Origin of the sequence: Vibrio gigantis (assembly GCF_024347515.1) — a bacterium.
Classification (GTDB): domain Bacteria; phylum Pseudomonadota; class Gammaproteobacteria; order Enterobacterales; family Vibrionaceae; genus Vibrio; species Vibrio gigantis.
The window spans coordinates 655,343-674,514 of sequence record NZ_AP025493.1; the positions used below are offsets into that span (position 1 = coordinate 655,343).

The following is a 19,172-nucleotide window of genomic DNA, read 5'->3' on the forward strand; positions in this document are numbered from 1 at the left end:
TGATTCGAACACCAGGTTATTCGTACGTTGGCGACATCTCTAAGCTTGCCACGCGCGGTTTACGCTCTAAGATGCCCGTATTTTTCGCCGCTTCAGCTCCTAAGAAGGTTGTGTTGGTACGCGAACCTTCCTCGTCGTATTTAGCGATATCAGACAGCTTAATCATGTAGCCTGTCACACGAACTAAGTCGTTTGATGCAACGTTAGCGGTAAACTCACGGTAACCCGCTTGAATCGCGCCTTTACACAGGTTGAACATCGCTTCAGGGTTTGACTTCACAGTTTCGTCAATGGTCAAAATATCACTGATACCTGAAGTATAGAATTTATGATGACCCGCAGTCGCGCGAACATAAGAGACAGGATCTGGTTCCGTACCATAAGGGATACGCACACCTGGAGTGACACCTTCATCTAGGCTGATACCACCTTGAGCATGCAATAGAGCTTTGCCCTCTAGACCATATTTCACCTCAGATCTATCAACAATTTCAGCCAGTTTTTCTGAAATGTGATGTCCAAGTTGGTTGGCTTGTTCGTCATGACCATAACGCCCTGCTTTGCCCTCTTTTTCCATCAAGATGTTCACGGCTTCAGCCATACCGTAGATGCCGAACATTGGTGCGAAGCGATCTTCCTCGATCAAACCTTCTTTGGTTAAGAAGCCTTCGAAGAAGTTAGATTCTTCATGTAAGAAGCGGCTACGAGCATTCATCAGTTCAACCATGATTGCACTGTAGTGTGGTAGTACTTGCTGTAGGAAATCGACACTGTCCTCAGACTTCAACGCCACTTGTTTTAGGTTCATACGTACTAACGTATTTGAGCCACCAGCCAGAGGCAGAGAGTTGTAACAGCTCACGATGCCAAAGCGCTTATCACCGTATGCCGCAGCGTGTGCTGGATAGTTAGCAATGTGTGGCTTACTGCATTCACAAATATTACTTGCAGCATGACGCAGCAAATCGTCAGGTGTTACTGCTGGGTCGTACATAAAAGTAAGGTTTGGCGCAATCTGCTTGAGTTCAGCATCAACTCGCAAAATAGTACGGCAGATAACGTTGTCTGTTGGCCCGATATTCACATGCATGAACGCATCTGGCAGTGTGCGGTCTAGCATGATCCAGAATAGTTTAAGCTTTTGATAAACCTGCTCTTCTGTTAAGTCGCCAACAAAAGGCATCAACACATCATCCAACTGACCTAAGTAAACCGGAATAGATGTTACCGAAGGGACGTGATGGTACAGGATAGTAAGCATGTTCAATGCTTCATCGAAATTAGTTGCCGCGCTAAGCTCTAGATACTTTGAGCCTTGATGTAAGTATTTAGAATAATCAGGAAGCACATAGCGCGGCTTAAATGGAGCGTGACCTTCAAACATGTCACATAGCACGCCTTGTTGTAAGGCTTGTTCTACTTCGTGACTTACCGGCATGTACGGTAGGCTCGCTTCAGCTTCTAAGGCAAGATAGCTCGACTTCTGTTTTGGCGACAGGTTGGCATCTGAAATGATATTGCTAAAGCGCTGTTGTTGTTCTGAAAGTTGTGGAGAAGCAGATTGGTGGCTCATCATTAAACCCTTAGTATTGTTATGGGCTTATTCTATATCTGACGATTTAATTTCCACTAATGAAATGTATGCAAGACTATATTTCCAAAATGGAAATGATCGATTTATTAATTAGCCGTGGTTAGATTTACTATAGGCGAGGTAGGAAGTAGAGAAACCAAGTTAATAGTGAAGAGATGAGACAGCGCTAACTCATTCTGTTTAAAACAATAGCGTCTAAAAAGAGAAAACCCACATAACTGACCTTAAAGTCGTTAATGTGGGTTTAGTATTTAAAATGATCATTATGAATGCTAGTTCAAAGCATACACACGATTACATATGAGGAAGCGCTTATTTACGTCCAACACCCATCAATACCTTTAACTCTCCTTGTGGAGTGTCAATCGAGAACGGTGTGGAGACTTCAACTACTGCAAAACCCGCTGCACTCAATACATTCTCTGAGCGCTGTTGGCTAACACCGTAGTCTTCACTGTCACTTTCCAAGTGCCAGTCCCAGTGTACAAACGTGCCGTCGTTTTCAAGCAGCGTGTAAATCAGACTGACTGTGTCTTGCAGGTTCGGGATAAAACCACACACCGAAGAAGCGACCACTACATCGAACTGGTTTCTGAATGCTGGATGCTGCGCTGCAAGTCCGCGCGATAAAATATCAACAACCGGTTCTACGTTGGGTAACTCTTTCTTATCTAACTCTTCAATCATCCCTTCAGAGATATCAAGTGCGATGATCTCTTTTGCTAAAGGAGATATTTTCTGGCTGAGTAGTCCTGTACCACAACCAAAATCAAGGACACGGGTTCCGTTTAAATCAACGAGCTGTGTTAACTGGTCAAATACGGACTGTGCGAATACTGCGGTCGCGGGATCTTTATCCCAATCAACGGCGTACTCGTCCCATTGTTTCGCCATCATGGCCTCCATCTTTACTTCTTGTAGGTTCGGAACTTCCACAGAGTAAACCAAATTAGTCAATTCGTCATAGAGTTATCATGCAAAGATGGACTATTTCTAAGATAGTCAGCACAATATTCAGATAATATGCATCGTCCCCCGCTCTATATGGAAATGAAATGAACCTTTCTCAAGTCCAAGCCTTTTGTTCCGTTGCTGATTTAGGATCAGTCTCTGAAGCTGCACGCCAGTTAGAATGCAATCGAACCAAACTCAGCATGTCGATTAAAGCCTTGGAAAAAGAGTTAGATGTCGAGCTGTTCGTACGCAGTGGAAACCACGTTGAGCTATCAGAAGCCGGTAAAGCTATTTATAAAGACTGCGAAGGCATGTTGGTGACGGCAGCACGTATTAAACAAACCTGCTTACATGTTTCGGGCGAATTCAACGCCGAGATATGGATTGCACGCGACGACTCATTACCCGATGAGATGTGGCAGGATTTATCGCACGCTCTCAATAACAAGTATCCTTCTACCTCATTTAACTTCGTTCTCGCATCAAGTGGCGATTTAGCGAACCTAGTTGAAACTCAGCAAGTTGATTTCGCTTTTGGTGTCGATTACGAACGTGTCGATGACCCGCGCATTATTTACAATCCGCTTGGTAAGATTCGAATGATGTCGGTGTGTAAAAAAGGACACGATTTGAGTGCGATGCGACGTGTCTCAGATGAGGTGTTAAGAAATTCTATGCAAGCGACCATGGTTTATCTCAATGAAAAGGATAATCCTGAGCTTGAGCCCTTCTCGCGCCGCTACATTGGTTTCTCTAGCTTTGACTTTATGTTAGATACGATTTTGCGTGAAGAAGCATGGGGCGTAATGCCAGAGCCATTGATTCGTCATTTGCTGCGTGAGCAAGAATTAGCGGTGATCAAACACACGTACGGCCTAACTCAAGAAGATTACTGCATGTTTACCGCGGCTGGGATGGCAGAACACCCAGGCATGAACTGGCTCGCGGACCAGCTGAGTGATTACTTGTTTGATTTCTAATTGGCACTGGTTAGAAGACCATCACGTGATCCACTAGATAATGTCCGCCTTCTTCAACTAACACCATTTCAGCAACGAATTCGCCTTTGGCAATGGTGTACGCTTGCTTCCATATAAAAGCAACGGAATCAGAACGCTTAAACACCGCAACAGGTTCACGCTCTGCAAAAAAGCCGTTGCTGTGTTGATAATGATGACACACCTTTTCTAAATACTCAGGCGTCACTATGTCCTTCATTCGTTGAGTAAAGTCGCGACAATGTTGGGCATGATCAACATTAGTTGAGCCCTCCATCAAATTGTCCATGATTGGGGTAGCAATCGCCCATAACTCACTGTCACTAAGATTATCAAACTTCATATTTATCCATTCCTTGCCCATCACAGTCGCAACAAAGCCTAGAAAATCAATAAGACCCTAGCGACCAATATGTTTTATTAATCATAAACGATCCTATTTCAGTTGCACATCATCCCCAAAAAACACTCAATGTCAACTTTACTGACACCAGGCCAACCCAATAACCAATTGAATTAACTGAACTTATTCATATTAGTCAAATGAGACATATAAACATCATCAGATAAAGTTTGTAAAGTTAGCTCAATATTAGAACAATGAAGTTATCAAAAACATCTGGAAAATATTATGTGTGACAGGAAAAGCCAAAACGAAAATCGAGTACTATTGTTCTCAGCCCTTTTAGCATCAGGCTTCGCAATTGGCGGATTGGTGTTGGGTCTACTCGTTGGCTCTCTGGTCATAGTATTTGACGGTGTCTATTCTCTTATCAGTTTACTGTTAACTTTATTGTCACTAGCCGCCTCGAAATACATCAATCGCCCTTCGGACACTGAGTTTCCGTTTGGCCGAGCCATCATTGAACCGATTGTTATTGCGATTAAAGCCGTTGTGATTCTGCTCGTGGTTGGTTATTCACTTTACTCTGCGATTGGCGCACTGATGACGGGTGGTCGTGAAGTTGATGCTTCGATCGCAACTCTGTTTGGTATTTTCAACGTGTTGGGGTGTGGTTACGCTTGGTGGTACATCGCGAACAAGAGCAAACGTATTTCTTCAGGCCTGATTCAGGCTGAGTCTAAACAGTGGCAAATGGATACGCTATTGAGTGTCGCGGTAACAGCAGGTTTCGTGGCAGCTTGGTTAATTACTTTTTCTCCGCTTTCAGAATACGCTGTGTACGCAGATCCTATGATGATGTTGCTGATGTCTTTCTACTTCATCAAAGTACCGTTTGATATGTTAAGAGAAGCAATGCGTGAGCTACTAATGATGTCAGCAAACAAAGAAATTTGTGACGCGGTAGATAAGAACGTTGTCGCTGTAGACAAAGAAGCAGAACAAGATTTGGAGCTAATCGGTGTGACTAAGGTTGGCCCAGAGCTAAGAATTAACGTTGATATTCATACCAACGACCAGCACGCAATTGCGGTTGATGATATTGAACGTACGCGCCGCAAACTAAAACGACGCTTATCTAAGATGCCATATGAGCTTCAACTGAACCTCAACATAGCGAGCTAACTTCTCATCCTAGCAATCGGTAGATAAACGCAATTGCTATTGAGATTGAACGTCTTCAGAAGCCGACGCCTTAACCGTCGGCTTTTTTTCTCTTGTAACCCACCAGCAAGCCAGTGATCCAATCGTCACCATACATACCCCCTGCCAAAACGTAATAGTAAGAGTTAGCCCTAAAATCAGAGAAGAGAGCACGGTTGCAAAGATTGGAGTGAAGTACGACATGGTAGCAAGAAAGACCATATTGCCTCCCAATATCGCGGTATTCCAAAGCGCGTAGCCTGCGCCCATACACACGCCAGCCAGAGCCAAATCAATTGCAGCACTGCTCGTCATCACCATACCGGTTTCGTTGCTCAGTGCATATTTGATCCACAAGGTGATCGCTGTAGCGATAAAGAACAACACAATCGCATTCTGCCCTTTCGCAACTTTCTGAGTGTAATTACAGTAAATCGCCCAAATAATCGCGCCGAAGAACGCCATCGAATAGGTTTTAGGGTTAGTCGCGATATTTGCCGCAATCTGTTCAACTGAAAGGCCTTGGTCGCCACTGATGCTCCAAGCCACCCCAAAGAAAGCTAAAAAGATACTTGGATAAACCAGCCAATTTATCTTTTTATCGCTGAGTAATACCGCAAACAGTACTGTCAGCGCTGGCCAAAGGTAGTTGATAACCGCCATCTCTAAGGCCTGATGTCGGTTATTTGCCATGCCTAACGCCAAAGCCAGAAAGATTTCGTAGCAAACAAACAGCGCGCCACCAATCAACAAATAAGACTTTGAGAAGCGTTTCAGCTTAGGTAACCCCATCACGCAAACCAAAAACAGTGAACTCACTGTATAAAGGCTGGCTGCGCCGCCAATTGGGCCTAATTGCTCTGACACACTACGAGACAACGCAATTAAGCAGCTCCAAAGTAAAATGGCAGCAATGCCGTAGCAGCTATGGCGATGAGATTTCAGCACGCTTATTCCTTCTATTTGTTATAAGTGGTTATCGTGGCAGCTTAAAGCACAAATACGCCTGAGTACCACTATCGAAAAGTGAAACCTGTAGAAATTAAGTAGCCGAGCACAGAATTGTACTCGGCTATTAGTGATCAACGAATAAAGTAATGATCAACGAATAAAGCTAAAGGCGATGAGCCGTTACGCTAGCAGAAGCGCTTGCAGCTCAGCCAGAGACTTCACTTGATAATGAGGGTTAATACCTTCTGGCGTCGCCTTCTCTTGGCTGTTTAACCAACAGGTTTCGATACCGAAGTCTAGGCCACCCAAAATATCAGAATGTGGGTTATCACCCACCATTAAAATGCGCTGCTTTGCTGGTAAGCCAACCAACTTGTGTGCATGTTCAAAGATCTCTGCATCTGGTTTAGCAACACCGACTTCTTCAGAAATGATCACATGTTCGAAGTAATCGGTCATGCCAGTGCGCTCTAAACGGATCGATTGCAGCTCAGTGAAGCCATTGGTAATAATGCCCATGTTCACTTTACCTTGTAACGATTCCATTAGCTCTTTTGCACCAGGTAGCAAAGAACAGATGTCCGCCATTGCTGTTAGAAATGCGCTGTTTAATTCTGCAGTTGTTGTTTCTAACTTTTCAGCCCAGCTTTCGAAGCGTGTGTGCTTCAGTTGATCAGCCGTAATTCGGCCATCTTGATAATCTACCCATAGTGGTAAGTTAACTTCTTGATAAACGGAATAATCCTGCTCGCTAAAATCCACACCAAAACGTGAGAACATTAGCTTCATTCCTTGAAAAGCGTCAAAGTGGAACAAGGTTTCATCCGCATCAAAGAATATCCAATCGTACTTCATTATCTGTCCTATTATTCGCGCTATCGAGCCGTATTTATATTTGGTCTTTCCTAACCTCAACGGTTAAGTGTGCATTCTACTACCATTTTTGTGAGCCTGAATATAGTTCTAAGAATTTATAGAAAACAAGCAACAAGTCATGATGTATCGCAAATTTTGCCACATATTAAACCAATACCATAAAGGAAATATACGAACTGTACCGGGAGGTACTATGAAGCACTTCTTACCGTCATCCGTCATGCTCACCCCATTCTTGGTCAAATACTACGATGAAGAGCCACAAGAGGCGTCAGATTCGCCTGAGCAACCAGAAACTCAGGTCGAGTGCAGTACTGATTCTGTTCAAGAGCTAACAAATGAAGAACGAGAGCCAGAATTAGCTGAATAACCTTTATTTTTCATGGTTATAGAGCAGCATACTGGCCATGAATCTATCAATTATTCACTATCCATAAGTGACAATAAACATATCAGAAAACCATAAAAACGATTGCTATATGAGCCCTATCACAACGAGTAGTCATAAAGTGGTAGTTCGGAATCAAAGTTGTTCCAGATCAATGGTCGACCACTTGAATGCCGCCAACATGTAGGAAATTAAAAATCATAATTAACGGAGTTTTCCAATGTCTACTGCATTTTACATCCCTACAATTAACTTCATGGGTACTGGCTGCTTAAAGGATGCTGCTGATAGCATTCAATCTCAAGGCTTTAAAAAAGGTCTTATCGTAACCGATAAAATCCTCAACCAAATCGGCGTGGTTAAGCAGGTACAAGATCTTCTTAGCCAGCGCGGTGTAGACGCAGTTGTATTCGACGGTACTCAACCAAATCCAACCATCACTAACGTCAACGACGGCCTTGAATTGCTGACTGACAACGATTGTGATTTTGTTGTTTCTCTAGGTGGTGGTTCTCCACACGACTGTGCAAAAGGTATTGCACTTGTGGCTTCTAACGGTGGCAAGATTGCCGATTACGAAGGTGTCGATCAATCTGAAAAACCAATGATGCCTCTTATCGCTATCAACACAACTGCGGGCACTGCTTCAGAAATGACACGTTTCTGTATCATCACTGATGAAGAGCGTCACATTAAGATGGCTATCGTTGATAAGCACACAACACCGCTTATCTCGGTAAACGATCCTGAGCTAATGCTTGCTAAGCCTGCATCATTGACTGCTGCAACGGGTATGGACGCGCTAACGCACGCAATCGAAGCTTACGTTTCTATCGCAGCGACACCAATTACAGACGCAGTCGCGATTAAAGCCATTGAACTTGTGCAAGCACACCTAAGAACAGCAGTAGCACACGGCGAAGACATTGAAGCTCGTGAGCAAATGGCTTACGCACAGTTCATGGCGGGTATGGCGTTCAACAACGCGTCACTGGGCTATGTTCATGCTATGGCACACCAACTAGGTGGCTTCTACGACCTTCCGCACGGCGTATGTAACGCTATCTTGCTACCACACGTTCAACGCTACAACGCGCAGGTTTGTCCTGAGCGTCTACGTGATGTTGCGAAAGCAATGGGCGTGAATGTTGAAGGTATGACACCAGAACAAGGTGCAGAAGCAGCAATCGAAGCGATTGTTCAACTAGCAAATGACGTGAATATCCCAACAGGTATTGCGCAACTTGGTGCGAAACTAGAAGACATTCCTACACTGTCTGACAACGCACTGAAAGACGCATGTGGCTTTACTAACCCTAAGCAAGCGACTCACGAAGAAATCTCTGCGATTTTCGAAGCGGCAATGTAATCTACCGTTAAGTCACTTATAAGCTAACCAACAAACGGGCTCATCTTTAGAGCCCGTTTTCTTTACCTGCCATATACTATTCAAACCTCTGTTTTGAATAATCACTGTTCCAGTTAAACGTCATTAAAAGTCGCATTGTTGTAACTGCTTGGTTATAGTTAAACTATTGATATATAGAATAACAAACAGGTTCCATTGAGTCGTAGGATAGTTAGCACTTCATTATTGGCATCACTCATTACTCACTCTGCCCTCGCGGAGGAGATAGATGATTGTCACAGTCAACCGTTAGAAGATACGCGAGTCGAAAAAGCCTACCACTACCTAAATAGCAAATTTTGCCAACCTGCCCTATGGTTCGATAACTTCTTCGTTGATGACCGTATTACCGAAGACGCCAGAGCCGGAACCTCTGTACGTTGGTACAATGATTTTATCTATTCTGAAGGTGGTGACGTTGATTATTCCACCAAACTCAATGCACGCTTGCATTTACCCTTTGTCAGTAAAAGGCTTAAGCTAATCTACGAGTCTGTCAGCGATGAAGAATTCTTGGATTTTTTTCCAAATGATTCAGATGAATTGGAAAGTGCGTTAGGCCTGCGTTACGACGCCTATGCCAAGGGTTATAGCAGCTTCAATATTAAGGCGACACTAAAACCACGTATTGAAGCTCGCTACCGTTTTACCTACCCTCTCACCACAGATGCAGTATTCCGGCTAACCCAACGTCTATATCAAGAAAAAAAAGAGACGGGCGAAATCACTGACATCGATTTTGATCTTTCTCTCAACGATGATTTCTTAGCTCGTTGGTCAAGCTTTGCCGGATACAACGACGACCTTAAAGGTTGGAATTATGGTACGGGACTAACCTTGTATCATTACCTTTCTCAAGACCAAGCACTTCAATATAGCGCCACGATTAATGCAACGAATGAGCCTTATAACCATTACGGTTACGCTCAGGTTTCGGTTACCTACCGACAAAACGTATGGAAAGAATGGCTGTTCTACGAACTCATTCCTCGTTATCAATGGGAACGAGAACCCTATGAAAAACATACCGAAGAAGCCAACATTACTCTTCGGCTCGAAGTTCTGTTCAACAATGTCTAATTAAACAACATCTAGTTAAACAGTGTCTAGCTCACCAGCGTCTAGTTAGTGATTAACTAGATATTATAGGCATAGTGAGATAGGAACCGAGGCACAAAAAAAGCACATCATGTGATGTGCTTTTTAAGTTCTATCTAAGGCTTACGCTGCAACCTTAACCTTTGTAGTTTCTTACTCGTGCCGCTTCTGCTTCACGCTTATCGACAACCGTCTTACCGATTGGCGCTAGCGAGATAACGGCTAGCTTAAGATGCTGAATCGCAAAAGGAATCCCGATAATGGTAATGAAACACGCCACCGCTGACATGATGTGACCAAGTGCAAGCCAGATCCCCGCAAATAAGAACCAAATAACGTTACCAATCACACCTAACGGGCTGGTACCGATATCCATTTCATTGGTCAGTTCATCGCGAGAAATGGCTTCTTGACCAAATGGAAAGAATGAGAAGTTACCCATAACAAAACATGCTCTACCCCATGGAATACCAACGATGGTTAGGAATGCGAGCAGCCCGAAGAACCACCAAGCTAGTCCCATAAATACGCCACCGAAAAGAAACCAAATGATGTTTCCTATTGTTTTCATTCTGTATTCTCCAAATCTTTGAATGCTGTTTATTTCATATGCCGAGTAAGGCAATGCTTGTTGTAATAGGTTCATTATTGTTGAACCTTTATGAACCGTTTATGAATCACTTACATTTTATGTGATTGATACACACCACGATTCTCTAAATCCACATAGGGCTCAACCAATTTATTTGATACCATGTACTGGAATTTTTGTACCGCAAAGATAAACAGACACGACAACTAATTTAAGGCCGAATTTATGAATAACACCGAGCAACCTAAAAAGAAAATGAAAAACTGGGTGCCAATCGTCTTCTTCGGGCTTCTCAGTACGGTTCCCGTATTCATGTTCTTAGTCGATGTATACATCAACCAGTATATGTGACACATCCACCGTTATCCCTATCTAAATGAATACAGGTGAGCTCACTTGTATTCATTCTAATTAGCAGACCTCAACTACACTCAATTCAGCGCCTCTGCATTCAAATCAACTCTTCTGTAATCAAATCAAGAATGTCGATCAGCTCATGATCAGGCAAATTCAGCAAGTTATCTCCAACATACCATTCAATTTTACATTGGTTTGGAAACTCGCTGATTGCTGGGTTTCCTATCCAAACCTTGTGCTTCTTAGCTATGTTATCTCTCACAATAATTCCGTCTTCGTAACTCACAGGTAAATAAAGATGAAGCATGTTGGCCTGCGGTTGCTGCGGGTTAACCGTGAACTGCGGATAATCGAGTAGGATTTGGTAGATCTGTTTTGTGCGCTCAAACAGTGACGGCATCAACTCTAATCGCTCATCAAACTGCATTGCCGCTGAAACTACATAAGGCGTTCGGTGATAAACATTACCACCTTGACGCTTCATCCACGCCGATGCTTTCGCTACAAAGGCTTTATCGCCTAGCAGTAACGAACCACCAAGGCCATTGAGACCTTTATACAGCGAAACATAAGCACTATTGAAGCCGTTAGCTATCTCGCTGTATGACTTTTGGTAATACACGCCACATTCCCACAAACGCGCACCATCCATATGAAGGTGAATCGATTTTTCTTTGCAGTACTGCTTGATCGCTTCAAGCTCTTCCCATTCAGGCAATTGACCGCCAATTTCTCGCATGGGCAACTCATACAGCGCCGCCGCGATTTCATCTGGCCACACCTTCAGGTCATCAACAGTCCAAGTGCGAAAAACGTTGCCGACTGGAAGCACGCTGAAGCGATTTTGGAGCTGATATCCTTGGCGTTCATGACGCATGATATGACTCGACTCATGCATCGCTACTACTGGGTTTCTTTTCTCTTGGCACGCAATTTCCAATGCTGTTGGTTGGTTCATGGTTCCGGTAATCACAAACACGGCGGCTTCATAACCAAGCAGCTCTGCAACCTTGTTTTCAAAACTCTCGATAAACTCGCCATCACCATAGCTATCATGGCTCACATTATGTGTTTCACACCATTCAGCCATCTGAGCGAATGTTTGTGCTGGTGTCGGCTCTAGGTGACCGGAAAGCAACAAATCACATTGTTGACGCAAGTCCATGCTCATAGTTTTTCCTTTATTCATTATCGTTCTATGTAGGGTTATGGGATTATTTACGTTACCTACCAACGGTGCCATAAAATGCCCATATTCGCTTTTATTATTCGTGAATAATTAGTTTTACTCAGTCATCGGCTGCTTGCACTGAAACATACAAAACTCTTAGCGCTTTATATAATTAAGCACAGAAAAACACACGTATCTAAATAGAGAAGTATGGGCTAATTCGTTGTTGTTCAACCATTCTTCTATTATTGTATATCTATAATTCCAATAAATATTATTCGTTAATGGACAAAGAGGGCTATATGTCGAAAAATCGAGTCTTGGTGCTATTCGCCCACCCTTCTCAGCATCGCTCTGAAGCAAACAAACCCTTATTTGAACAAGCCAAACGCGTTGACGGAGTTACCTGTGTCGACCTCTATGCTGAATATCCGACCTTCAAAATCAACATCGATCGAGAACAGAAACGCCTGTTAGATCATGACATCATCATTTTTCAGTTCCCTTTGTATTGGTACTCAACACCGGCAATTCTTAAAGAGTGGCAAGATCTTGTTCTTGAATATGGCTTCGCCTACGGCACCGATGGCAATGAACTACAAGGCAAAAACTTGTTATGTAGCATCACGGCAGGAGGCAAGAAAGATGCTTACCAAAGTGATGGTTACAATCATTTCACCATTCGAGAACTGCTTCATCCGATCGAACAAACCGCTTCTTTGTGTGGGATGAACTATCTCGCGCCCTTTGCGCTATTTGGCTCGCGTACCGCTTTGGAAGAGAATCGCATCCAAGAGCATGTCGATAACTATAAAGTACTGTTAGAGGCCTTTGTTGCCGGCAAGATCAATATCAAGAAAGCCAGCAAAGCAGAAAAACTAAACCACTACGTAGAAGAATTAATGGCAGAGGTTAAATAATGACGGGATATTTTCTACAAGCATTTATCTACTTAGTCGCAGCAGTCATTGCCGTACCTATTGCCAAAAGGCTTGGCCTTGGCTCTGTATTAGGTTATCTCATTGCTGGTGTTGTGATTGGTCCGATCATTGGCCTCGTGGGTGAAGAGACCACAACCATTCAACACTTTGCCGAGTTCGGTGTAGTCATGATGCTGTTCTTAGTCGGTCTTGAACTTGAGCCTAAAATGCTTTGGGCAATGAGAAATCGCCTTATGGGCCTGGGTGGTCTGCAAGTTGGTGGCACCACCGCAATTGTAATGGGTATTGCCCTCTTCTTCGGGCAACCTTGGACGATCGCGCTGACTATCGGTTTGATCTTCGCGCTGTCATCAACTGCGATTGTTCTCCAAACCTTTAATGAAAAAGGGCTATCTAAGACAGAAGGCGGTAAGAACGCTTTCTCAGTTTTACTGTTCCAAGATATTGCCGTCATCCCTATGTTGGCATTTATCCCTCTATTAGCATTACCAGAATTAATTGAAGCTGCACAAAGCGCGGTCGCTTCTGCTTCTGATCACCATGAAGAGTTAAGTCTTGTTGCTGGCCTGCCGGGTTGGGCTTATGGCCTTGTGATCACGGCATCTATCGCGATAGTTGTTGTCGGCGGGCACTTTTTGAGTCGTCCACTGTTCCGCTTTGTGGCAAGCTCAGGCCTGCGTGAAATCTTTACTGCAACCGCACTAATGTTGGTGATTGGTATTGCTGCATTAATGAGCCTAGTCGGCCTATCACCGGCTTTAGGTACTTTCCTTGCTGGTGTGGTATTGGCCAACAGTGAATTCCGCCACGAACTTGAGTCTAATATCGACCCGTTTAAAGGGCTGCTTCTTGGCTTGTTCTTCATTACCGTAGGTGCTGGCATCAACTTTGATGTTCTATTCAACGACTTTGGTTTGATCATTGGCCTCACCCTTGGCGTTATGCTTCTTAAAGCCTTAGTACTATTTACGTTGGCGTTGATCTTCAAAATCAAAAACAGTGACCGTTGGCTGTTTACATTGAGCTTGGCGCAAGCCGGTGAGTTTGGTTTTGTACTACTGAGCTTCTCTGCTCAAAACCACGTACTACCTGCTGACATTGTCCAAACATTGTCGCTGGTTGTAGCGCTTTCAATGTTCCTAACACCAGGGCTGTTCATTCTATTTGATAAAGTGATTCTGCCGCGTTACGAACAAAAATCGAACGACCGCGAAGAAGATACTATTGAAGAGAAAGGCACCGTTATCATTGCGGGCATTGGCCGATTCGGCCAGATTGTTAACCGCTTATTGGTGTCGAATGATGTCAATACTGTGGTTCTGGATCACCAAGCGAACCAAGTAGATTTATTACGCTCCATCAATATCAAATCTTACTTTGGTGATGCGACTCGTCACGATTTATTGCATACCGCCGGAATCGAAGAAGCCGCAATGCTAGTAGTAGCGATCGATAACCAAGACTCAAGCGTTGAATTAGTGAAGTACGTTAAACACACCTACCCTAAAGTGAAAATCTTAGCCCGCGCATTCGACCGTGGTCATAGTTATCGCTTACGAGAAGCAGGTGCAGATTCTGTAGTGTCCGAAACTTACCACTCTGCACTTGAAATGGGAGCAGAAGCCTTGCGCTCTTTAGGGCACCACCCATTCTTCGTCGAGCAGCAAAAATCGACGTATCAACGTGTTGAGAGCCGTAAGTCTGAAAAGCTTTACCAAGCTTGGTCTGAAGCGGAAGAGAACCCACGCTACGACAACAACTACCGACAAATCTTCATTCATCTTGAAGAAGCAATGAAAGAAGATATGAAGAAAGACCGTTCGGATAAGCACTCTCGCTCTGAACGTGGTTGGACCCCTCCGCCGAAGGGCTATGCTGATGGCTTTGAGGAAGACGAGTCTTAAACAGAAGTCTAAGCTACAGCTTTAGATGACCATGCTATTCAACCATCAAAAGCGGCTATTTAAGCCGCTTTTTCTTTCATCTCCCCCCTACAAAACGTCAAATGAGCATAAGTATCAGCTGCTGAAACTCGTAATCCGAGAGATTTGTGTGATCTAGCTAAAATTTTTAATTTCTGACCACATAGCAAAAGTGGATTCAATTTTTACATTATTGAAACATTCCAACCCTGCATAAACCACACCATAAACATGGCTATATATGCACTCATTCCTGCCATTCAAGCATCCACCCAATTCATAGCGACCACTCTCTAAGGCTTGAATTACATTGCATATATCTAAATGCGCCGTAAAAGATCCAACAAAACCATTCACAAGGCAAATAAACAACCCGCTTAATTCACATACTTAAACCATCAAAATTAACACAAATATTTCAAAGTATGTCTATCGTTACAATTTGTAACGATTAGCAGTTATCGGTATAGTCCTGCAATTCAAAAAGTGAGACCTTTGCGCTCACCTTAAAGGAGATATAATAATGATTACTAATGATGCTGTAATAATGGGCATGTTAGCTGTTATTCTTGGCGGTGTATTTATCACGGAAAGTAGCCAAAATAGCGCACTGAAAAAATTCTACTCGTTCGTTCCGGGTCTATTGCTCTGTTACTTTGTTCCTTCTCTATTGAACAGTTTAGGCATCATCGACGCATCAAACTCTAAGCTGTACTTCGTTGCGAGTCGTTACCTATTACCAAGCGCGCTCGTTCTACTGATCATCTCAGCTGACCTACGCAAAATCTTCGGCCTTGGCTCAAAAGCCGTCATCATGTTCCTAACGGGTACTGTCGGCATCATCATTGGTGGGCCTTTGGCGATTCTGATTATCGACCAAGTCAACCCTGACCTTGTATCTGGCGATGTATGGCGTGGCCTTACCACAGTAGCAGGCTCTTGGATCGGCGGCGGTGCAAATCAAGCTGCCATGAAAGAAGTGTTCGAGGTTGATGACCAACTCTTCTCTGCAATGATTACAGTTGATGTTATCTGTGCAAACATTTGGATGGCCGTATTACTTGTCATGGCAGGTCGTCAGAAGAAGATTGATGCATGGCTAAAAGCAGACACATCAGCTATCGAAGAGCTAAAAGAGACGGTTTCTAAATACCAAGAAGAGAACGCTCGACCAACAACTACTACCGATCTAATGAAGATCGCTGCAATTGCCTTTGGTCTAACAGGCCTTGCTCACTTCTTCAGTGACCTAATCGCACCATGGATCTCAACGAATGCTCCAGAACTTGCGAAATACAGCCTTACATCTGGCTTCTTCTGGCTAATCGTTATGGTAACAACGTTCGCGTTGATCGCTTCGTGCTTTAAATCGACACGTAGCCTTGAGCACAGTGGCGCATCGAAAATTGGTTCAGCGTTCATCTATATCCTAGTTGCTACCATTGGTATGCAAATGGATGTTACAGCCATCTTTGACAACCCTGGTTACTTCTTCATAGGTATCACATGGTTAACTATCCATGCCCTTCTGATGATTGTGATGGCGAAGCTAATTCGTGCACCATTGTTCTTCATGGCTGTAGGTAGCCAAGCTAACGTAGGTGGCGCAGCATCAGCTCCTGTGGTTGCAGCTGCATTCCACCCTGCATTAGCTCCGGTAGGTATCTTGATGGCTGTACTGGGTTACGCACTTGGTACATACGGTGCTTACATCTGTGGCCTAATCATGCAGGCTGCTGCTGGCTAGTACGACTAGCGCCAACAATCTGTTGATTTTAAAATCCGATATTGGTTCGCCAATATCGGATTTTTTATGTGCGTACCAATAGGCAATGAAACAAGAATTAAAAGTTAAAGTCATGCTTATATTTAATTATTAGAGCTTATCAAACGACTATTTCTAACTCCTTCCTATAAATCGATTAATTACTCTTCTTTTCTGCTCTCCTGCATTATTTACATTCAAACTAGCTTAACGTCGGTTAAATTTATACATACATCTGTCATATTGCGCAGCAAGCCATATGTGTTTAGCATCTATCCCCATAGAGAAAAATTAAACTAAAGAGAAGAGCTTCAACAAAAAAGAATGTATGGCGGAAAACCAAGTCCTGCAAGATTGAGATTCGCCATACCCAGAAACCGTACAACAATATATATGAATGGTTATAATATGAAACTATCCCAAATTACTTGTCTCGAAGAACTAAACTCTCCCACAAAGAACACTTTCCTCTAGGAGCAGGGATGAAGAATTGGAAAGTAAAATCGACAAAGCTCGATAAAGGTCAGTACCTAAATTATCGAATAAGAGCGCACAGCATAAAGATTGACGCGAATGGACTGCTAGAGTTTTACGACATGGGTATCGTTGTATCTAGCTTTAGCAGTGACGAATGGTTTATCTGTTACCAAACCAATGTATTCGGCTACACCAAGAAAAGCCACTGCAACCCATTTCAATTTGCTCACTGTAAACAACTGAAAGAGACAGAAGAAGCAAGACAAGAGATTGTCACGAACTCGCCATTAGCGCTATTCATTAAGAACCGTAAATGTAGACCGAATCCGGTTGGTAGAAAACCAAATTTATAGTTAGTTTAAATTACGAGGAATATACAGAATGAGAAATATCCTTGATAAATTTAAAAAAGACATTGGTGTATGGTTATTCTTAATTATCATATTTAGTTATTTTATTTATGCATCATTAAGTATATGTTGGGGCGAGATTTTCAGTTAAATGGCTAAAGCAACCTCTGGTAATATCAATACTGAACCTTTAGCCTATTTAATGTGACAAGAGAAATACAACTAATCGAATAAAGACGCTAACTTATTTTCCACCACAGGGCTGATATTAAAGCTCAACATAAAGTCAGGACGTGTTTCTTCGTCTTTCTCAAGGTAATAGTTCGCTTCAATGCCCAACTTCCAAGGGCGTCCGTTCAGGACAGTAGTTTTACTAACGCTGATATTTAACGGAATTTCCGCCTGATCCTTATTCCAGTCATACGAGAATGTCGGCGCAGAGCCTACCGTCCAACCCCCTCCTAAGATCTCCACCCAAAACACTTGTGTCGACGTCCTGTTGATTCGAGTATCAGAATGATCGGCTCCGTCTCCAGACACGCCATATAAGTGGTTTGGGAACATGCCTACAACTCGCTCATTACTCGCCTTCCCAAACATAAACTCAGGCCCGATAGCAAATTGATCCGCAGTTAGGTCACTACTCCCCGTAGGCAAAGAAGCAAACAGGCCAAAAGCAACGATAGTACCCCCTTCCATTTTGGGTGCATAAGCTAGATCAAAAGAGATATCACTCACTCCCGACTGATCCATATGAATTGCATTCGTTATCGAGTCAGTATCAAAATCGTTGTGAACATAGGACATTGCCGGGCGGAAAATGATTTTGTCGCCATTCTCCATAGGGAATGGCAGCGTCGGCTGGAGGACTGTAGCAAAGCTATCCCCTCCTCCGTCATATCCGCCAGAGTATTGAAATTTTAAATTGAGGCTCGCGTAAGCCGTGTTCGGGTTTGCAAGTTCCTTTGCTGCCTTCTCTGCTGTTTGATTACTTTCTTCATTAGCAATCGCGACAGTAGACGTTAATAATAATCCAGCCATTATCAGTGCAAGTGGTTTACAAGCCATGAGGTCTCTCTTCAATGATAAACAATAAGGTGTAACTGCTTATTGAGTATTTTAGAGATTACCAATGTGGAAAATTGCCATTTAGCGACATCGAATAATTACGGAGGGATTACAGATTAAATCAGAAGAGAAGTTATCGAGTTAAAAGCAGAGTGTTCTCGATAAACATTCTGCCCTATTTTCAACTTGATGAACTGGGTAGTAGCGATTACTTTAACGTTAAGCATCCACTGCTATGGAAATAATAGTGCCTTAGAGCTTAACCATCATATGCTCACCTCCAGTGAGTAACGATGCAGACTATTCTCCGTTAGTGGAAGGTAACCTCTAGGTAAGAAGAATCACTACTTAATCATCTTTGTTGGTGCTGTCGTACACCAAAAGAAGTTTAACGAATCTGGAATGCAAACTTCTGATTCGTTACCAATCTCTTTTACTGCGATATAACGGTTTTGTGAGCCAATATAATTCGTCGTTTCCGCCGCAACAGGACGATACAATTCATAACCGTCTTTCATACCCATTTGCTCGTAAACTCCTGGCTGATAGGAAGTCAGAAGAGCAGCGTTGGAAACTTCTTCTAGCAACAGAATCTGCTTACCCGTTTCCACATGAGTCACATTAGTACAGCCTGTTAAAACTAAAGCTAGTGAAGCGAGCGCGAGTACACGTTTCATGGAAGAACACTCCAAATGATTAAATTATTTAAGGAGCGC

Annotated in this window: 19 protein-coding genes; 10 read left to right on the plus strand and 9 right to left on the minus strand. The window is 43.2% G+C overall.

Going from position 1 to position 19,172, the window contains the following annotated elements; genetic code table 11:
• Positions 1-16: 16 nt before the first annotated feature.
• Positions 17-1,573 (minus strand): YjjI family glycine radical enzyme, encoded by a 1,557-nt coding sequence (locus OCV56_RS19020; RefSeq protein WP_086712670.1) that lies wholly within the window; start codon positions 1,571-1,573, stop codon positions 17-19.
• A 333-nt stretch (positions 1,574-1,906) separates the two neighbouring features.
• Positions 1,907-2,488, minus strand: coding sequence for a class I SAM-dependent DNA methyltransferase (locus OCV56_RS19025; protein ID WP_086712669.1), 582 nt, complete (start codon positions 2,486-2,488; stop codon positions 1,907-1,909).
• A 161-nt stretch (positions 2,489-2,649) separates the two neighbouring features.
• On the opposite strand from OCV56_RS19025, the gene OCV56_RS19030 reads away from it, so the two are divergent.
• A complete protein-coding gene (locus OCV56_RS19030; protein WP_016797108.1) occupies positions 2,650-3,528 on the plus strand; it encodes a LysR family transcriptional regulator in 879 nt (292 codons plus the stop codon).
• Between the two features lie 10 nt (positions 3,529-3,538).
• On the opposite strand, the gene OCV56_RS19035 is transcribed toward OCV56_RS19030, so the two are convergent.
• Entirely contained in the window at positions 3,539-3,889 is a 351-nt protein-coding gene (locus tag OCV56_RS19035) for a hypothetical protein (protein WP_086712668.1), read from the minus strand.
• Positions 3,890-4,177: 288 nt separating this feature from the next.
• Between OCV56_RS19035 and OCV56_RS19040 the strand changes: the two genes are divergently transcribed.
• Positions 4,178-5,074 (plus strand): cation diffusion facilitator family transporter, encoded by an 897-nt coding sequence (locus OCV56_RS19040; RefSeq protein WP_086712667.1) that lies wholly within the window; start codon positions 4,178-4,180, stop codon positions 5,072-5,074.
• Positions 5,075-5,110: 36 nt separating this feature from the next.
• Here OCV56_RS19040 and yddG read toward each other — a convergent pair whose 3' ends face one another.
• Both yddG and yjjG read right to left on the minus strand, forming a co-directional pair.
• Entirely contained in the window at positions 5,111-6,040 is a 930-nt protein-coding gene (yddG, locus tag OCV56_RS19045) for an aromatic amino acid DMT transporter YddG (protein ID WP_086712666.1), read from the minus strand.
• Between the two features lie 183 nt (positions 6,041-6,223).
• Positions 6,224-6,898 (minus strand): pyrimidine 5'-nucleotidase, encoded by a 675-nt coding sequence (gene yjjG / locus OCV56_RS19050; RefSeq protein WP_004740299.1) that lies wholly within the window; start codon positions 6,896-6,898, stop codon positions 6,224-6,226.
• 214 nt (positions 6,899-7,112) lie between these two features.
• On the opposite strand from yjjG, the gene OCV56_RS19055 reads away from it, so the two are divergent.
• From OCV56_RS19055 to OCV56_RS19065, 3 genes are all read left to right on the plus strand, one after another.
• Positions 7,113-7,289, plus strand: a complete 177-nt coding sequence (locus OCV56_RS19055; RefSeq protein WP_167373154.1) for a hypothetical protein — start codon at positions 7,113-7,115, stop codon at positions 7,287-7,289.
• Between the two features lie 238 nt (positions 7,290-7,527).
• Complete coding sequence (gene yiaY / locus OCV56_RS19060) at positions 7,528-8,676, plus strand: L-threonine dehydrogenase (protein WP_086712665.1); 1,149 nt, start codon at positions 7,528-7,530, stop codon at positions 8,674-8,676.
• A gap of 195 nt (positions 8,677-8,871) precedes the next feature.
• Entirely contained in the window at positions 8,872-9,795 is a 924-nt protein-coding gene (locus OCV56_RS19065) for a hypothetical protein (protein ID WP_086712664.1), read from the plus strand.
• A gap of 154 nt (positions 9,796-9,949) precedes the next feature.
• Here OCV56_RS19065 and OCV56_RS19070 read toward each other — a convergent pair whose 3' ends face one another.
• On the minus strand, positions 9,950-10,384 hold the full coding sequence (locus OCV56_RS19070; protein WP_086712663.1) for a YccF domain-containing protein: 435 nt from the start codon (positions 10,382-10,384) through the stop codon (positions 9,950-9,952).
• Between the two features lie 246 nt (positions 10,385-10,630).
• Here OCV56_RS19070 and OCV56_RS19075 point away from each other — a divergent pair, with 246 nt between their 5' ends.
• Positions 10,631-10,756 (plus strand): hypothetical protein, encoded by a 126-nt coding sequence (locus tag OCV56_RS19075; protein ID WP_017060906.1) that lies wholly within the window; start codon positions 10,631-10,633, stop codon positions 10,754-10,756.
• A 100-nt stretch (positions 10,757-10,856) separates the two neighbouring features.
• On the opposite strand, the gene OCV56_RS19080 is transcribed toward OCV56_RS19075, so the two are convergent.
• Positions 10,857-11,933: a threonine aldolase family protein gene (locus tag OCV56_RS19080; protein WP_086712662.1), complete on the minus strand. Its 1,077-nt coding sequence runs from the start codon at positions 11,931-11,933 to the stop codon at positions 10,857-10,859.
• Between the two features lie 302 nt (positions 11,934-12,235).
• On the opposite strand from OCV56_RS19080, the gene OCV56_RS19085 reads away from it, so the two are divergent.
• From OCV56_RS19085 to OCV56_RS19100, 4 genes are all read left to right on the plus strand, one after another.
• Entirely contained in the window at positions 12,236-12,853 is a 618-nt protein-coding gene (locus OCV56_RS19085) for an NAD(P)H-dependent oxidoreductase (RefSeq protein ID WP_086712661.1), read from the plus strand.
• Positions 12,853-14,778, plus strand: a complete 1,926-nt coding sequence (locus tag OCV56_RS19090) for a monovalent cation:proton antiporter-2 (CPA2) family protein (RefSeq protein ID WP_086712660.1) — start codon at positions 12,853-12,855, stop codon at positions 14,776-14,778. Before OCV56_RS19085 ends, OCV56_RS19090 begins: the two co-directional genes overlap by 1 nt.
• Before the next feature lie 541 nt (positions 14,779-15,319).
• Positions 15,320-16,543: a DUF819 family protein gene (locus OCV56_RS19095; protein WP_086712659.1), complete on the plus strand. Its 1,224-nt coding sequence runs from the start codon at positions 15,320-15,322 to the stop codon at positions 16,541-16,543.
• A 500-nt stretch (positions 16,544-17,043) separates the two neighbouring features.
• Positions 17,044-17,391, plus strand: a complete 348-nt coding sequence (locus OCV56_RS19100; protein ID WP_060981540.1) for a hypothetical protein — start codon at positions 17,044-17,046, stop codon at positions 17,389-17,391.
• Positions 17,392-17,610: 219 nt separating this feature from the next.
• On the opposite strand, the gene OCV56_RS19105 is transcribed toward OCV56_RS19100, so the two are convergent.
• Both OCV56_RS19105 and OCV56_RS19110 read right to left on the minus strand, forming a co-directional pair.
• The gene (locus tag OCV56_RS19105; protein ID WP_086712658.1) at positions 17,611-18,456 is read right to left on the minus strand and encodes a hypothetical protein; all 846 of its coding nucleotides are present in this window, start codon (positions 18,454-18,456) and stop codon (positions 17,611-17,613) included.
• Between the two features lie 344 nt (positions 18,457-18,800).
• A complete protein-coding gene (locus OCV56_RS19110; RefSeq protein WP_086712657.1) occupies positions 18,801-19,133 on the minus strand; it encodes a lipoprotein in 333 nt (110 codons plus the stop codon).
• Between the last annotated feature and the right edge of the window lie 39 nt (positions 19,134-19,172).

Coding starts and splice junctions, on each gene's coding strand:
- OCV56_RS19020 (WP_086712670.1), bottom strand. CDS start 1,573: ATGAGCCACCAATCTGCTTCTCCACAACTTTCAGAACAACAACAGCGC.
- OCV56_RS19025 (WP_086712669.1), bottom strand. CDS start 2,488: ATGGCGAAACAATGGGACGAGTACGCCGTTGATTGGGATAAAGATCCC.
- OCV56_RS19030 (WP_016797108.1), top strand. CDS start 2,650: ATGAACCTTTCTCAAGTCCAAGCCTTTTGTTCCGTTGCTGATTTAGGA.
- OCV56_RS19035 (WP_086712668.1), bottom strand. CDS start 3,889: ATGAAGTTTGATAATCTTAGTGACAGTGAGTTATGGGCGATTGCTACC.
- OCV56_RS19040 (WP_086712667.1), top strand. CDS start 4,178: ATGTGTGACAGGAAAAGCCAAAACGAAAATCGAGTACTATTGTTCTCA.
- yjjG (WP_004740299.1), bottom strand. CDS start 6,898: ATGAAGTACGATTGGATATTCTTTGATGCGGATGAAACCTTGTTCCAC.
- OCV56_RS19055 (WP_167373154.1), top strand. CDS start 7,113: ATGAAGCACTTCTTACCGTCATCCGTCATGCTCACCCCATTCTTGGTC.
- yiaY (WP_086712665.1), top strand. CDS start 7,528: ATGTCTACTGCATTTTACATCCCTACAATTAACTTCATGGGTACTGGC.
- OCV56_RS19070 (WP_086712663.1), bottom strand. CDS start 10,384: ATGAAAACAATAGGAAACATCATTTGGTTTCTTTTCGGTGGCGTATTT.
- OCV56_RS19075 (WP_017060906.1), top strand. CDS start 10,631: ATGAATAACACCGAGCAACCTAAAAAGAAAATGAAAAACTGGGTGCCA.
- OCV56_RS19080 (WP_086712662.1), bottom strand. CDS start 11,933: ATGAGCATGGACTTGCGTCAACAATGTGATTTGTTGCTTTCCGGTCAC.
- OCV56_RS19085 (WP_086712661.1), top strand. CDS start 12,236: ATGTCGAAAAATCGAGTCTTGGTGCTATTCGCCCACCCTTCTCAGCAT.
- OCV56_RS19090 (WP_086712660.1), top strand. CDS start 12,853: ATGACGGGATATTTTCTACAAGCATTTATCTACTTAGTCGCAGCAGTC.
- OCV56_RS19095 (WP_086712659.1), top strand. CDS start 15,320: ATGATTACTAATGATGCTGTAATAATGGGCATGTTAGCTGTTATTCTT.
- OCV56_RS19100 (WP_060981540.1), top strand. CDS start 17,044: ATGAAGAATTGGAAAGTAAAATCGACAAAGCTCGATAAAGGTCAGTAC.
- OCV56_RS19105 (WP_086712658.1), bottom strand. CDS start 18,456: ATGGCTTGTAAACCACTTGCACTGATAATGGCTGGATTATTATTAACG.
- OCV56_RS19110 (WP_086712657.1), bottom strand. CDS start 19,133: ATGAAACGTGTACTCGCGCTCGCTTCACTAGCTTTAGTTTTAACAGGC.